Genomic DNA, 15,537 nt, shown 5'->3' on the forward strand with positions numbered 1-15,537 from the left:
ACTCCTGAGATGTCGCGTAAAGTTACACCAAGTAATGTAGTGCACCAGTGCTTATTATCATGTACCCGGTATCATCCATACCGTCGATACCTTATAAGCTGTAGTGTGCAAGAAACCTGGTACAGGTATCCAATGTGGTATTTGTAAACCAGACCTGAACTACCAACTCTTTAACGTGAAAAGGAACTGTGTCTTTAATGACTACCCCCGTGCGAGTCGCCGTCATTGGCGCTGGACCTGCTGGAATTTATGCCTCTGATCTCTTGATTAAATCTGATCTTGAGGTCAGCGTGGACCTCTTCGAGCGCATGCCCGCACCCTTTGGCTTAATCCGCTATGGCGTTGCCCCGGATCATCCACGTATTAAAGGCATCATTAAATCTTTACATGCAGTGCTCGATAAACCAGAACTGCGCCTACTAGGCAATATCAATATTGGTACTGATATTAGCGTTGACGAACTACGCGACTATTACGACGCTATTATCTTCTCTACTGGTGCCACCGGGGACCGTGATCTAACAATTCCAGGCCATGATCTTGATGGTTCCTTCGGCGCAGGCGAATTTGTTGGTTTTTACGATGGTAACCCGGATTTCGAGCGCACCTGGGATCTTTCTGCTAAGCAAGTTGCGGTCATCGGTGTCGGCAATGTTGGTCTCGATGTGGCACGTATTCTAGCCAAAACCGGCGATGAGCTCCATGTCACCGAAATTCCAGACAATGTCTATGAAGCTTTAAAAAATAATCAGGCCGAGGAAGTCCATGTTTTTGGCCGCCGTGGCCCTGCTCAAGCTAAATTCACTCCACTTGAGCTAAAAGAGCTTGACCACTCTCCTACTATCGAGGTCATTGTTAACCCCGAAGATATTGACTACGACGAAGCTTCTGAGCAAGCACGCCGCGAGTCGAAGTCTCAAGATTTGGTGTGCCAAACTCTGGAAGGCTACGCCATTCGGGAGCCCAAAGGTGCACCACATAAACTATTTATTCACCTGTTTGAATCACCGGTAGAAATCTTAGGCGAAGACGGCAAGGTAGTTGGTCTACGCACCGAACGTACTGAGCTTACTGGCAATGGCAATGTACGTGGCACCGGCACATACACCGATTGGCCAGTTCAAGCTGTGTACCGAGCAGTTGGTTACCGCTCTGATGAGGTCAATGGGGTGCCTTTCGACGACGAACGCGCTGTGATTCCTAATGACGGCGGGCATGTACTCAACGATGGCCAGATCATCGAAGGCCTTTATGCTACCGGTTGGATTAAGCGTGGCCCGGTGGGTCTTATTGGCAATACTAAGTCCGATGCTAAAGAAACCACCGAGATGCTCATTAAAGACTGGCAAGAAGGTCGTCTTACCCCAGCAATACATCGCGACCCTCAGCAGATTGTAGATTTGCTCAAGAGCAAAGGTGTTGCCATTACCACCTGGGATGGTTGGTACCAGCTCGATGCTGCCGAGCGTGCTTTAGGTGAAGCCGAAGGCCGCGAGCGAAAGAAGATTGTTGAATGGGATGAAATGGTTTCCCATGCGGCAGCCGAGTCTAAAGATGAACGCTAGACTTGAGAAAACCTATCGGTGGTTTGCTCAAACACCACACATACTGTGATCTAGCAAACCTAATACCGGTGTTTTAAGCAAAATCTCCGCTTGTCAAGGCGGAGATTTTTTCTTTGCGTATTACACTCGTCCGGATGAACGCAATCTTTTCTGTCGCGCGTCTTGCCGACTTAAGCTCATTGGAGCTACACCGAATTTATAAACTGCGCGTTGATGTCTTTGTCCAGGAACAGCACTGCGCCTATGCAGAAATCGATGATATTGATGCGGCCAACACCACCGTGCATTTCCAGGCATGCTCTACTACTGAACCAAGCGAACTTATTGGTTACGCACGCATGTATCCCACTGAACATGGCCTACAACTGGGTCGACTAGTAGTTAGCCCCGCTCATCGCGGCACTGGCTTGGCCGCTGAGCTCATGTTCCAAGCTCTACGCTGGGCACATGAGCAACACCCAGAAAGCGACATCATGCTCAACGCGCAACTACCACTTCAGGAATATTATGAAGCCTACGGTTTTGTACCAGCCGGAGAGCCTTTCGACGACGAAGGCATTAGCCACCTGCCCATGGCGCTTGCTAGTACTAAGCTCGCCAGCATTATTGAACAGCGCAGCTAGCCGAAGCTACTGCGCTGGTTCCTAGCAAGGTAATCGTCGTTAAGCAATAAGTGAAACCTCAAATTTTAAGCTTCAACGACTTTGAGATACGAAGCTGCTTCCGAGGCACGGTGACGCGCCTGGGAGACGGTCTCCGCAGTGGTTAAGGCAATAGCCATGCGGCGGCCGATAAAGGCAGAATCTTTAGCAAAAATGCGCACATCTGATTCTGGTACGGCAAGGGCAAAACCAAGTCCAGCAATACCTGCATTATCGGTATCAATCTGGGAGGTTACTACCGCGCATGCCCCAGGAGAGGTAACAGTAACATCCAAAGGTAGGCCTAAAATGGCGCGCGCATGCAATTCAAATTGGTTAAACCTCTGGGTAGCCAAGGTAACTAGTCCCGTGTGGTGTGGACGCGAAGAAATCCCAGAGAAATAAACATCATCTCCGGAGACAAAGATCTCCACCCCAAAAAGGCCTTGACCGCCAATAGCATTGCTAATCCGGGCGGCCACCGAGCGAGCGTTGTCTAGCGCTGTCGAAGAAATATCGAGCGGCTGCCAGGCCTCAACAAGCTGTCCGGCAACATTGCGATGCCCAATTGGCTCACAGAACCAGGTAGCTAGCTCGCCAGTTTCTGGGTTAATTGAACGCGCAACCAGCAAAGTAATCTCTACATCGAAATCCACAAAGCGCTCTACGATTACACGATCATCACCGGCATACGCCCAACCTAGCTCCCTATCAGCAGCAGAAGAAATAATCGCATTGCCTCGCCCAGTAGTAGAATTAACCGGCTTGGTCACACAAGGATAGCCCATCTCTTCTACCGCACTCAGGTATTCTTCCCGGCTGCCAACCACTCGCCATTTGCTCATAGGCAGGCCTAGATCGCTAGCCATGGCGCGTACAACTTCCCGATTGAGTGCTGCCGCAGCGGTTGCAGAATGCGGTACCACAGAAATATAGGTACCGATCTCGGTTAAAGCAGCACTGCTAATCCGTTCTGTCATCGGCACCACCACATCAGGTTGCACCTGTTTGACCACAGCTACTACTTCCTGCGGAGCTAACAAATCAATAGCGTAGCTATGTTTTGCCACATGAGCAGCTAACCCCGCAGCCGATTCATCTGCGATATGAACTTCTACTCCCAAATTATGAAAGGCAATAGCGACTTCTTTAGCTAGTTCCCCAGCGCCTAAAATAAGTACTCGAGTAGGTCGGTTACTGCTTGCCGTACGTAAAACCTCAAGTTGCATTAGCTATCCATGACATCGTGCATAACAATGGTTTGATCCCGTCCTGGTCCTACGCCGATATAAGAGATTCGGCAACCAGAAAGCTCTTCTAAACGACGCACATAGGCTTGTGCTTTTTCTGGCAGTTCGGCAAAAGTTGTGCACTCGGTAATATCTTCCTCCCACGCTGGCATGGTCTCATAGATCGGTACCGCGTGGTGGAACTCAGACTGGGTTAGTGGCATTTCCTCATGGCGTACGCCATCAACGTCATAGGCCACGCAAATAGGAATCTCACCAATACCAGTAAGCACATCAAGTTTGGTTAAGAAAAGATCGGTAAAACCATTAACTCGGGAAGCATAGCGAGCAATCACGGAATCGTACCAACCGCAGCGGCGCTTGCGGCCAGTATTTACACCAATTTCGCCACCAGTAACCTGGAGGTACTCGCCCCATTTATCGAAAAGTTCGGTTGGGAATGGTCCTGCTCCCACCCGGGTAGTGTAGGCCTTGATAATACCCAAAGAACTAGTGATTTTTGTTGGTCCAATACCAGAACCTACGCATGCGCCACCAGCAGTGGGATTTGAGGAGGTAACAAAAGGATAGGTGCCGTGATCGACATCGAGCATGGTGGCCTGGCCACCTTCCATCAGCACATGTTTTCCCTCGTCGAGAGCTTTATTTAACATGAGCTCGGCATCAACAACCATAGGGCGAAGACGATCCGCATAGGAAAGGAAGTACTGCACCATTTCTTCGACCTCAATGGCCTGGCGGTTGTACATCTTCACCAGAATCTGATTTTTCACATCCAGTGCGCTGGAGATTTTTTGACGCAAAATAGATTCATCGAAAATATCTTGTACCCGAATACCAACGCGAGATACTTTATCGGCATAGGTTGGGCCAATTCCACGACCAGTAGTACCAATAGCACGCTTGCCTAGAAAACGTTCCTGAACCCGGTCAAGCACCTGATGATAGGGAGCAACGAAATGGGCATTTGCTGAAATACGCAACCGCGATGCATCCGCACCGCGCGCTTCTAGGCCATCTATTTCCTCAAAAAGTGCTTCCAGGTTAATAACAACGCCATTACCTAGAATCGGGACAGCATTTTCGCTCAGCACACCAGCGGGTAATAATTTGAGTTCGTATTTCTCTCCGCCAACGACAACAGTATGTCCGGCGTTGTTGCCGCCATTGGGTTTGACTACATAATCGACCAGGCCACCAAGAATATCTGTAGCCTTACCTTTTCCTTCGTCGCCCCACTGGGCACCAACAATGACGATTGCCGCCATAACAGAAACACGTTCCTTACATTTTCTTCTGTGTTCTAACTTTAGCTAGTTCATAATCATGGTCACTATTAGCCAAAGTCACAACCCAATAAAAGCCGAGTACCTATCTTACAACTGGTACCGCAAAAACACCCACGCCAGATGAAAAAGCTCACGCATCTTCAACAGAGAAATTGCTAAAGTTTCTTCTCATGCGCACTGTTTTTCTTCGCTGCGGACAACCCGATTTCTCTTGTTTTTCTGATGAAGAGGTCTATGATCTTTCCGCTATCCCTCGCCGGGGGGAATTAAAAGTTCTTGACCGTATCGCAACTGAAATATTACCAGTTGATCCCACCCCGAGTTTGGCAGAGATTGCAGCTTCTACCCATGTTGACCACCTTGGCACACCTCAGCGCGCACCCCAACAGCCAGATACCACGCTACGTTGTATAGTCATTGGTACCGACGCAGCACTTTCTGCAGTGATAACCCGACTTATGCGCTCCGATCAGATGTGGGTGCATATCGGCTATATCCCTACTAAAAAAAGTGTGGCTGCAACCAATTGGGGTATTGATTTAAGTAGTGCAGCTACCCGCGCTCGGCAGGCCGATGTTGATCCGGTACCACTTATCCGCGATGATACTGGGGTTGCTATTGCCGGTAGCGCCTATATTAGTGATTGGCAGGATCGTGAAATCACCGCGGAGATAATTGTCGACGACTATATTTTGTTGCGCCACCAATCTCGTAAACGAACCCCAACCACCGGTATTTTCGGTGCCCGACTCGTGCCTATGCTGGATGCTCCAGGGCTCGTGGCTGCCACCTTAATAACCGGGGAAAACCCTAAAAAAAGACTTTTCCACACCACCCCAGCACTGCTAAGCGATCCGCAGACTATCGCCACTGGACGAGCACTACAAGCAGGTGGCGAGGAATTAAAAATAACCATCGACGGAGTTCCTAGAAAACGCCCGGTAGAACGGGTCACTTTTTACCGCCATCTGCGCGATCTACAAATTGTGCGCTAACAACACTAAAAAACTATTCTTCCCAAATTTCTGGCGGGTACTTTGGCGAACGTGAAGTAGGAGCAAGCACAGCTAAAGCTGATTCTCTAGAAAGCCCACAAATTTGTAAGAAATCCACAATCAGGGAACGTGACTGTGCCAAAATAACCTGTGCGCTTAGTACCCCGCCTTCGGCGATATCTTGGTTTGCCCGTGCTCCTAAATAGCGTAGTCGGCGCACTAGCTCCGGGATTTCTACTGCCTCGGAGTTTTCCCAGGGACGTAAATAAATCTTAGTAAGTTTTGCAGATACATCCGATAGCTCCACAATGATGTCGATTTGGTCTTCGCTAACAACATCAGAGTCATCAATAAGCACCTGGGCGCGTCGGGCAAGCACCCGGGTATTGCGAATCGAATTGTCCACTGGTGCTAAGATTCGCACTAATGAGCGCACTCTGCGCCGTGATGCCCACAAAAACGGCGAAATACGGGTGTCTTCTTCCCCTGATTTTGCCGCTTCCAACATGGAATTAATAGTTGATTGAGATCCGCGCACAGTAACTAAAGCCTCATTAATTGCATCAGAATCACCAGTGCTTAACGACGCAGCAACATCGGCTAGCACACTAGAGGCAATACTGAGTACCTTGGCTACTTCCCTACGACCTCCAGCAAGCGGTGAATGCGGTAGTAATGCCATTACGACTATTCCCACCGAGCAGCCAACAATCGCATCAATTACTCGGTTTAAGCCATCTTCAGATCCTGGCGGAATAATTGTTGAAATAAGGATCGAACCAATTGCTACCTGATTAACCAACAATTGACTCGGTGATAAAAAGTTAGCCAATAGAACAGAAAGAAAAACCGCTACCGATAACTGCCAATATCCAGTTCCGATAACCATAATCAACAAATCGCCTAAGGCTACTCCAAGCGCACATCCCAAACTAAGCTCTAAGGCACGATTTAACCGGGTACCACTAGAAAGCCCTAAAATAATCAGTGCGGCCATAGGAGCAAAAAAAGGGCGCGGGTGCCCTACTACTTCAGCAGCAATCCATAGGGCGATTCCAGCAGCAATAGCACCTTGCACAATGGATAAAAGGTTATTGCGCACCCGCTGTAACCGCTGAGTTAATGAGTTTTCTACTTCTTTGAAATACTCGAAGGTACGCTCGGTATTTTTATCCTTATGCTCCATACATAACCTCAGCCTATGTAACCCCTATGCTTTTATCCTTGCAGTAAAACATATGCGTTCATAGTGTAGCCATATCCACCAAAAGATGCAGTAAAAAGCACAACAACACCCGAGCATAATATGACAATCAGACGCTGTTATCCTGGAGTTATCGCAATCTTAAAAAGCACCATTTTCTCCGCGCCATAGCTTATCCGGCGAGGCTGGGTGCGCCGAGCACGGTGCCAAACCTGATACTGCCGATGCGCGTGACATGCCACAGATTTGTTGGAGATCAACAATCAGTGCTCGCGTTTGAGCAAGAAGTGCGTAAGCGCTGAGCACCCGGCCGTCGACAAGCTCTATAGAAGCATTTCTGCCAGTTTCACTCAGCAAACGCATAATTCTCGGCGTTTCAACTGCAGCTGATACATCCGTTGTTCCATAAAACATCCGACTTAAGGCTTCGGTGGCCTCAGCGGTACGGCTAATTAACTCAATTTGTTGAGGACTAACTTCATCGCGATCTTCGCTTAAAATCAGGGCATGTCTGGCCAATACGCGGGTATTACGCATGACATTATCCACCGGATTTAAAATACGAATCAGTGACCGCAGACTACGACGTTGCGTCCATAATAATGGTGAAGTGCTAATGCTTTCTTTGCCCATATTTGCCGCCGAGATCATGGCATTAATCTGTCCTTGGGTTCCACGTGCCTCGGTAAGTGCATCAGCAATCGCATCGGCGTTTTGACTGGCCAAGGCCTTCGCTACCGATCGCTGTACGCCAGCAGAAATACCAAGAATTTTTGCTATTTCTCTCCGACCAGAACGCAACGGCGATTCCGGAACAATAGCAATAACAATAAGCCCCACCACGCCACCAATAAAGGCATCAAGCATTCGATCAGTGCCACCTGAAGTACCCGGTGGCAAGATCGTGGCAATAAGCACTGAAGCAAACGCCGCCTGGTTAGCTACTAATACTCCTTTGTCTACTACAGTTGCCAAAGCGATTGAGACAGATACTGCTACCGCAATCTGCCACACACCACTGCCTACCCCGGCAATAATAAGATCGCCAAGGCCAACACCAATGCTTACCCCAAGAACCAGCTCAATGGAACGACGAATGCGTTCACCACCGGTCGTGCTTAAAACAATGACAGTAGACATGGGAGCAAAAAATGGCTGAGCGTGGCCAAAAATATGTAACCCCACCCAGTAGCTTAAACCAGCTGCAATACCAACCTGCACGATATACATTGCATTTGCCCGCAGCCTCATCAAACCCGCCCGGAAGCGGTTCATCTTTTTTATTTCTTCCCATGACAATGCCATATATCCCCCTTTTTTAGCATCCTAAGCTAGTGAGCAAACAAAAACTCCGCCGCTTATCATAGCGACGGAGTTTAACCTTATAAAACAACAAGTGCTCTAATTAATGCTTATTGAAAAGCCATGGTTTTCTCACAGAGGGCAAAAAACTAATTGAAATACCTCTGCCAACCTTAAAATAGCTCGCTCACATTCAGCATATAAGCATTGGCTCCCTCTAAAAGAACAGGTAAGGACAACTACCTATTTGGACATTGACGAAGCTATTGGAATTGGGACAGCTAACGGTACTCTGCAACGAGAAATTGCTACAGAACTAACCAGCTTCAGTCCGTGTAGGAATGGTTATCAAAAAAGAATTTCATTCAAATGTCCGATATCCTGGATTAGTCAGCTGGGCACAGCAGGCACGATGCAACTGGCATCCTGAACTTGGCCCACAGGGAATGTGGTACATCTACTGAAAATAGGTTTTCATGAAACACGTATCAAGCAGTATTACCGGCTACGAGGATAAACTAGTTGAGTTTGACCAGCATGCCCGCGCTACTATTCAACGCTATCAAACAGGAAACAGTGCTTTTATTGACCCAGATATTCCTGTCAATGACCTCAGTAATACTAGTTTTCCCAAAGAATCATTGATCCGCCTGCGGGATTCATCTTTGCCTATCGACGAATGCTTGATGGCAATTACCTGTCTTATCGGGGTGTGGTTTTTAGATTGTTCTCACGGTGGTGGAATTATATTCCCATGACCACCCCACAATCGCCGCTATATCTCAAATTCGGCGTCGGTGTTGTCACCGGCACAGTATTCTGGAACGCTGTAGCAGCCGCTCAGGATATTCTTGATGGTGAAGATCTATCTTTTACTGAAGAGCTATTAACTACCACTATCACGGTGGCACAATCTTCTCCCAACTAGTTTTCTTAGGAACCAGACTCTGCGCTCCGTTTAAGCAAAAGGTAGAAAAAACTCCGCCGCTATGAATAAGCGGCGGAGTTTAGTTTGGATAAAAGTTACTGTGTTACTTAGAAACCGTGGTTCCTACAGAGTGCAGATCCTGGCAAGCCTCAATAATGCGCTCAGACATGCCCTGCTCAGCCTTCTTCATATAAGAACGAGGATCATATGCCTTCTTGTTGCCAACTTCACCGTCAACCTTCAGCACACCGTCATAGTTGGTGAACATGTGGCCAACGATTGGGCGAGAGAATGCGTACTGGGTATCGGTATCAACATTCATCTTGATAACACCGTAGCGTAATGCTTCTTCGATCTTCTCCTTCTCGGAACCGGAGCCACCGTGGAAAACGAAGTCGAACGGTAGAGCTGCATCATCAAGACCAAGCTTCTTGCGAGCAACCTTCTGGCCTTCAAGTAGCACCTCAGGACGAAGCTGGACGTTACCTGGCTTATACACGCCGTGTACGTTACCGAAGGTAGCAGCGAGCAGGTAGCGACCTTTTTCACCGGTGCCGATTGCGTCGATAGTCTTCTCGAAATCCTCTGGGGAGGTGTAAAGGTTAGCATCGTGCTTAGCCTCAACGCCGTCTTCTTCGCCGCCGACAACACCAATCTCAACCTCAAGGATGATATTAGCCTTGCGAGCCTTTTCTAGTAGCTCCTGAGCGATAACCAGGTTTTCGTCGATAGGTACTGCAGAACCATCCCACATGTGAGACTGGAACAAAGGCAGCTCACCGCGGTCAACGCGCTCCTGAGAAATAGCAATCAGGGGACGAACGTACTCGTCTAGAACTTCCTTCTGGCAGTGATCGGTATGCAAGGCAACGTTAATGCCGTAGCTCTTTGCTGCCTCATGAGCAAAAGCAGCCAAAGCCAACGCGCCCTTAACCTTGTTCTTTACTGCCAAGCCGGAGCCAAACTCTGCGCCACCGGTAGAGAACTGAATGATGCCATCGGACTCAGCCTCAGCAAAACCCTTCAGTGCAGCGTTAATGGTTTCAGAGGAGGTGCAGTTGATAGCAGGGAAAGCAAAACCGCCTTCCTTAGCGCGATCAAGCATCTCGTTATAGACCTCAGGGGTTGCGATAGGCATGTAGTTAATCCTCCGATTTAGATCACTGTGTGTACTTTATGCACATGGTCTTCCATGTGACCCACTTTTCTATTATGCCAGTATCACCGACCAAATGACAGGTCGAAAGTGCGAAAAATTAGAGACACTTCCCACAGATTCAGACATAATCGAAACTAAAACGGCATAACTGGTCAGCTTAAGCCAACAAATTGTTGGTATCTCCGCTACGCTTTTCGACGCTTGACCTACTCACCCCACCACAACCAACTAGACTATTCGCTAGTGTTATGAGCTTCATCTTCGACTTGCGATAACCGTGCGGCGGCTTCCATAAGCATCCACCCGGAAAGCTGCACAGATAAATCTCGTTCGTCGATACGTACAACCCGAACGAGATCACTAATTGTCGAAGCTCCTACCCCATAATTGTGTGGCAAACGTGCATCCTCTATCCATGCGGTAGCAAAAACCGGCAGACCGTCTACCTCCAGGCGGTGATTCCATACGCTTTCGGCAGAAGCCATCACCAAGCGTTGCGCAATTTTTTTCGCTGCCCGACCGGCCTCATTATCACTGGGTAACCGTACTGCGGCATCGGCAAGATAGCGCACCAAAATTCCTTTGAATAACCCGCCATCACCATCACCGGTATCCCAATCAATAACTCCTTTATCGTTAGCCATTTCCTTGGCCACCACATGGATAAGCGCTCTCGCGTGAGAAAGGTACTCTACCGCTTCATCTGCTTGACCACGTTGCTGCAACGCTAGCGCGATCTCAACACATGCTCCTATAACAGTTCCCTGGTTATAGGGAAAAATATATTTCACTGTTTGTGGGCCATGCATAGACATACGTACGCCATCCATGACCAGACCGCGTTCATCGATAAGCGTTTCAAAAACCCAATCAATTAACTGCCGGGCTTCATCGACTAACCCACGACGAGCCAACATTATCGCCGCTGGGCCATTGGTGGGAACATTGAAAAAGTTTTCTCCTGTTCGCCACGGCAACACACCAGCAAACTCATCCACGCCTTCGCCAATATTAGCTTCTAAGGTGCGAATAAACTTCCGTGGGCCTTTTTGCACCTCACGGGCACGTTCTAAAGCTAAGGCTAACCACGTTTTATCGTCATAATAATTATTACTGGTCAGCTTGCCTAGATTACGCAGACGAATACCAGCAATGGTGTGGCGAATCATTGCCTTGCGAGTCTTAGATGAACGACGCAAGGTGGCATCGACTAGACAGTCCAAATAATGTGCCTGCCACCAATAATGCCAACGATAGAAAAGCTTTTCCTTCGTACTCGGCGGCCAGGCCACCACGGCAAGATTAGTTTTAGGAATTCCCCATAACCGCGAGCTATGGCGTTCATTAATCGCTTGTTCAGACAGATCAGCGCGATGCATCCAAATTTCTGACACGAAAACCAAGTTTCCTTCGTATTTTCTCCGCACCCTCACGCACGGAACTTAATCTTCCATAGTAGCCGGTAATGCCCGGCTTTCCGTACCAAGTTCTCGGATACTAAGCCGTACTGAACACTCCAGCAACTAGTCTCATTACCAAGCTGCGTCGAGATCCGCATGCTGACGAATCCAGGTATGCATGGCAATACCAGCAGCAACTCCCGCATTAATGGAACGGGTTGAACCAAATTGTGCAATGGAACAAGTCATAAGCGCATTTTCTCGTGCAGCTAAAGTTACCCCAGGGCCTTCTTGACCAAAAAGCAATAGGCATTCCCGTGGTAATTCAGCAGTTTCTAACGGCACCGAACCCGGCGTGTTATCAATAGCAACCACGGTTAGCCCCTGCGCCAATGCCCAAGTAACCAGTTCTTCGGTGGTCTCATGGTGTTGCAAATGCTGATAACGATCAGTGACCATTGCTCCCCGGCGATTCCAACGCCGTCGGCCAACAATATGCACAGTATTGACCGCAAAGGCATTCGCCGTGCGCACAACGGTGCCAATATTGGCATCATTTTCAAAATTCTCAATCGCTATATGAAGCGCATGCCGGCGACTATCAATGTCCTTGACAATCGCCGCACGAGTCCAATAGCGGTAAGCATCAACTACGTTACGACGATCCCCGGCAGCGAGAAGTTCAGCGTCGAAACGCTCATCGGTAGGCAATGGGGTAGTCGGGTATTCTTCTGCCCAGGGTTTTACCCCATGAAGACCTTCGCCCCATTCGGTAGGGCCGACAGGTTCATTTACTATGTTTTCACTCAAGACCTAGATCCTTTAAACCAAGCACAAAGCGGTATTCCAGGCCAGCTTCTGCAATAACTGTATCTGCTCCGGTTGCCCGATCAACTACAGTAGCCACACCTACTACTTCTGCCCCGGCTTCCCTTAAAGCAGCAACGGCGGTCAGTGGCGAATTACCGGTCGTCGTAGTGTCTTCTACTACCAAAACTTTTTTACCCACTACATCAGGGCCTTCAATACGGCGCTGCATACCGTGCTTCTTAGCTTCTTTGCGTACCACAAAACTATTAATTTCTGGACCATCTGCATGCATAATGGCCGTTGCTACTGGATCAGCACCTAAGGTTAGCCCACCCACAGCAACATAATCCCAATCACTAGTAAGCTCACGCAAAAGCTCACCAATAAGTCGTGATGCCTGCGCATGTAAGGTAGCGCGGCGAAGATCGACATAATAATCGGCGTGTTTTCCAGAACTAAGCGTTACCGCACCATGTACCACGGCTAGCTCTTTAACCAACTTAGCTAGCTCTACTTTCTTGGCTTCATTAATAGCGCTCATTGCTGCCCTTTCCCGATTTCTTGCTTATGTCTGCTCACATATTATCTGCTGCTACCTATTGCGCTAAAAGTTACCCGGTACGAGCACTAAGATTGATCATCGGCATTATCAGAGACGATTTTTAAAGTAGGTGTCTCTGCCGCATTACCTTTCCCAGCTCGTGATTCGATCAGTGGATCTGTACCCAATTCCTCGGAAAGGTCCTCAAAAATTGACGAATTTCCACTTAAGTTGCGTACCATACGGGTGCCATAAAAACTATCGCTTATCGACGCTGTTCCCTCGGCAATAGCTGCCACATCATCGCCGCCAATACTACGCGGTTCTACAACCCCTTTACTGATTCCAGCTGCCCGAGAAGGAAATTCAAGTGTTTGTTCTTTTCGTTCAATCTTGGGCATTACCGGCAGCGGTTCTTCAGTTATTTCTTCTTCTGCTACTGGGGCTATCGGAAGTGGACGAGTGGGATCGTTTTCACCAAAATCCACTGCCTGATCTTGTTTATCGTTCGGCGGAAGAACCCGCGCAATTTCTGCTATTGCTGCAAGTGGCACCATGGCAGTATCCCAATCCGTAGGATCAGTCCCCTTAACAAACTGTGCTAATGCCCATTCGGATTCCAACCAGATTGCACTAGTTGATATTGGAAACTGCCCTAGGGCAATCCCGGTGCGGATATCTACCATGCGTTGCGCTGGTCCATGCTCACTGCCAAAGATTTTAAATCCGGCCTGGGTAGCCACTGCGATAAGATCCTCAGATTCTTCAGCGGTTGCATCGACAATTGTTTCCCGACGCGCATCAATAACTATTTCGCTAGCGGTACTGCGTCGCATTGCCATAACAGTGACCCCGTTAAGATCACAGACATACATTTCATGACCGGCTGCAATACCACTGACTACATCTCGCGCAATGGCGCCATGTGCTGCTGCACCACGCGACCATTCATCAGTGAGGTAGGGATCGTTTTTTACGTATTCGAAACCGTGTGTTTGTGCCCAGTGTTTGCGCGATCGTCTGGCAACTCCAGGAATGCTTAGCCGAGCAGTTCCTGCCCGCGGGTGATCGATTAGCACTGGCTCAGATTCGGTGTTATTTACTGTGGGATCAGCAGTAATAACTGTATCTTCTCGTTCTGCGCTATCGCTAAGATCACGATTGTTGAGCGGGATTACCGAGCCTTCCCCTGCTTTATCGAGGGTGGTTTCTGGTAGCTGGTCACGTTGTTCTTCTAATTCTGCATCAATTGACTCATCATTGTGGTATCCACCCAGTGGTTTTTCTGGGATCGTAGAATCTATTGGGTGTTGTTTGAAAGATCCCGTTTCTTCCACTTGGATATGTTCACGCTGGCGACGGCGCTGGGCAGCATCGACAAGCCACAGTGCCATGCCAAAAATGCCAATGAAAGCTGCAAGAACAAAAAGCATGCTCTCTAGTGTAGCTGTTTAGCCATCGCTTGCTACGGCGATAAAAACGCAAAACCAGCTACTCGCATACGCAAAAATAGCTGGCTTTTAGTTACTTATCTTCCTGATTTTCTTAGAAACCAGTTTCTACTGGGTTCTTTGGATTGGCGCACCACTGCGACCAGCCACCAATATAATGGCGCGGAGTACCGATACCGGCAATGTTCATTGCGATAATGGATAATGCCGAGTGGTTTCCGGAGCCAGAATAAATAATCACATCGTCGATAGTGTCAGCGGTAATGCCCTTCTGCGCAAAAATTTCACGCAGTTCTTCGGCAGTTTTAAATAGTCCTTCTTCGTCGACAAGTTCGCGGGTAGGAACGTTAATTGCGCCTGGGATATGTCCGGCTTTTAAATCTAGGTTTTCTTTACGCCCGGAGAAACGATTGGATTCGCGGGTGTCAAGCAAAATGCCCTTATGTTGCTTAACATCTTCGATAGTTGCGGTAGGCAGCATCCCTAGATTAGCGCGAATGGTGGAGTTACCGGTGATATTTCCTGGTCCGCCGACGATTTCCTCATCGAGTTTCTGCCAGGCGCGCTGCCCGCCGTCGAGAATAACAACGTCTTCAATGCCGGCCCATTTTAAAATCCACCATGCTCGTGCGGCGAAATATCCACGATGATTGTCATACACCACAATCTGACGATCTCCGCTAAGCCCCCAACGATTAATCCACCTATTTAGGTAATCCCTATCTGGTAGTGGATTACGCCCTGTAGTTGAACTTGGAGTTCCCGCTAGTGCATTTGCTGGGTCACAGAACAAAGCGGTTGGAATATGCCCCGAATTGTATTGGTCATAGCCGCCATGTTCTTCCCCAGACCATAAGCAGGCCAGAATAACCTGCTTCTTACCTGCTTTAATGCGTTCGGATAGTTCCTGAGCCGTAATGGTGTGGTTAGTCATAGTATCGATTCTATCGTTTTAATCCGATGAGGTTGCCGCGAAAGAACTCATTTTCTTAATTTTCTCAG

The 15,537-nt window shown here is 48.5% G+C and carries 15 protein-coding genes; 5 read left to right on the forward strand and 10 right to left on the reverse strand.

Features of this window, described 5'->3' with window-relative positions; genetic code table 11:
* Positions 1–197 precede the first annotated feature (197 nt).
* Positions 198–1,565 carry an FAD-dependent oxidoreductase gene (locus UL82_RS09135; protein ID WP_046440567.1) on the forward strand — a complete coding sequence of 456 codons (1,368 nt, stop codon included), beginning with the start codon at positions 198–200 and terminating at the stop codon, positions 1,563–1,565.
* A 134-nt stretch (positions 1,566–1,699) separates the two neighbouring features.
* On the forward strand, positions 1,700–2,188 hold the full coding sequence (locus UL82_RS09140) for a GNAT family N-acetyltransferase (RefSeq protein WP_046440569.1): 489 nt from the start codon (positions 1,700–1,702) through the stop codon (positions 2,186–2,188).
* Between the two features lie 65 nt (positions 2,189–2,253).
* Here UL82_RS09140 and purT read toward each other — a convergent pair whose 3' ends face one another.
* Together purT and UL82_RS09150 are read right to left on the reverse strand one after the other, a co-directional pair.
* Positions 2,254–3,435 carry a formate-dependent phosphoribosylglycinamide formyltransferase gene (gene purT, locus UL82_RS09145; protein WP_046440571.1) on the reverse strand — a complete coding sequence of 394 codons (1,182 nt, stop codon included), beginning with the start codon at positions 3,433–3,435 and terminating at the stop codon, positions 2,254–2,256.
* Entirely contained in the window at positions 3,435–4,724 is a 1,290-nt protein-coding gene (locus UL82_RS09150) for an adenylosuccinate synthase (RefSeq protein WP_046440573.1), read from the reverse strand. Before UL82_RS09150 ends, purT begins: the two co-directional genes overlap by 1 nt.
* Positions 4,725–4,915: 191 nt before the next feature.
* On the opposite strand from UL82_RS09150, the gene UL82_RS09155 reads away from it, so the two are divergent.
* Positions 4,916–5,740: a hypothetical protein gene (locus tag UL82_RS09155; protein ID WP_046440575.1), complete on the forward strand. Its 825-nt coding sequence runs from the start codon at positions 4,916–4,918 to the stop codon at positions 5,738–5,740.
* A 13-nt stretch (positions 5,741–5,753) separates the two neighbouring features.
* Here the strand turns inward: UL82_RS09155 and UL82_RS09160 are convergent, their stop codons facing one another.
* Positions 5,754–6,926, reverse strand: a complete 1,173-nt coding sequence (locus tag UL82_RS09160; protein ID WP_046440577.1) for an FUSC family protein — start codon at positions 6,924–6,926, stop codon at positions 5,754–5,756.
* 159 nt (positions 6,927–7,085) lie between these two features.
* Positions 7,086–8,249, reverse strand: coding sequence for an FUSC family protein (locus UL82_RS09165; protein ID WP_232009480.1), 1,164 nt, complete (start codon positions 8,247–8,249; stop codon positions 7,086–7,088).
* Between the two features lie 473 nt (positions 8,250–8,722).
* On the opposite strand from UL82_RS09165, the gene UL82_RS09170 reads away from it, so the two are divergent.
* Positions 8,723–9,004, forward strand: coding sequence for a hypothetical protein (locus UL82_RS09170; RefSeq protein ID WP_046440579.1), 282 nt, complete (start codon positions 8,723–8,725; stop codon positions 9,002–9,004).
* Positions 9,001–9,174: a hypothetical protein gene (locus UL82_RS11190; RefSeq protein WP_158407834.1), complete on the forward strand. Its 174-nt coding sequence runs from the start codon at positions 9,001–9,003 to the stop codon at positions 9,172–9,174. Before UL82_RS09170 ends, UL82_RS11190 begins: the two co-directional genes overlap by 4 nt.
* Positions 9,175–9,277: 103 nt before the next feature.
* Here the strand turns inward: UL82_RS11190 and fbaA are convergent, their stop codons facing one another.
* The 6 genes from fbaA to UL82_RS09200 form a co-directional block, all read right to left on the reverse strand.
* A complete protein-coding gene (fbaA, locus tag UL82_RS09175) occupies positions 9,278–10,312 on the reverse strand; it encodes a class II fructose-bisphosphate aldolase (protein ID WP_046440581.1) in 1,035 nt (344 codons plus the stop codon).
* 254 nt (positions 10,313–10,566) lie between these two features.
* The gene (locus tag UL82_RS09180) at positions 10,567–11,727 is read right to left on the reverse strand and encodes a glycoside hydrolase family 76 protein (protein ID WP_046440582.1); all 1,161 of its coding nucleotides are present in this window, start codon (positions 11,725–11,727) and stop codon (positions 10,567–10,569) included.
* Positions 11,728–11,865: 138 nt separating this feature from the next.
* Positions 11,866–12,543, reverse strand: coding sequence for a TrmH family RNA methyltransferase (locus tag UL82_RS09185; protein WP_395922971.1), 678 nt, complete (start codon positions 12,541–12,543; stop codon positions 11,866–11,868).
* On the reverse strand, positions 12,536–13,084 hold the full coding sequence (pyrE, locus tag UL82_RS09190; RefSeq protein ID WP_046440584.1) for an orotate phosphoribosyltransferase: 549 nt from the start codon (positions 13,082–13,084) through the stop codon (positions 12,536–12,538). Before pyrE ends, UL82_RS09185 begins: the two co-directional genes overlap by 8 nt.
* Positions 13,085–13,170: 86 nt before the next feature.
* Positions 13,171–14,517 (reverse strand): type III secretion system chaperone family protein, encoded by a 1,347-nt coding sequence (locus UL82_RS09195; protein ID WP_052735941.1) that lies wholly within the window; start codon positions 14,515–14,517, stop codon positions 13,171–13,173.
* 112 nt (positions 14,518–14,629) lie between these two features.
* The gene (locus UL82_RS09200; protein WP_046440586.1) at positions 14,630–15,469 is read right to left on the reverse strand and encodes a sulfurtransferase; all 840 of its coding nucleotides are present in this window, start codon (positions 15,467–15,469) and stop codon (positions 14,630–14,632) included.
* Positions 15,470–15,537: the final 68 nt, after the last annotated feature.

Source organism: Corynebacterium kutscheri (assembly GCF_000980835.1).
Taxonomy (GTDB): Bacteria; Actinomycetota; Actinomycetes; order Mycobacteriales; family Mycobacteriaceae; genus Corynebacterium; species Corynebacterium kutscheri.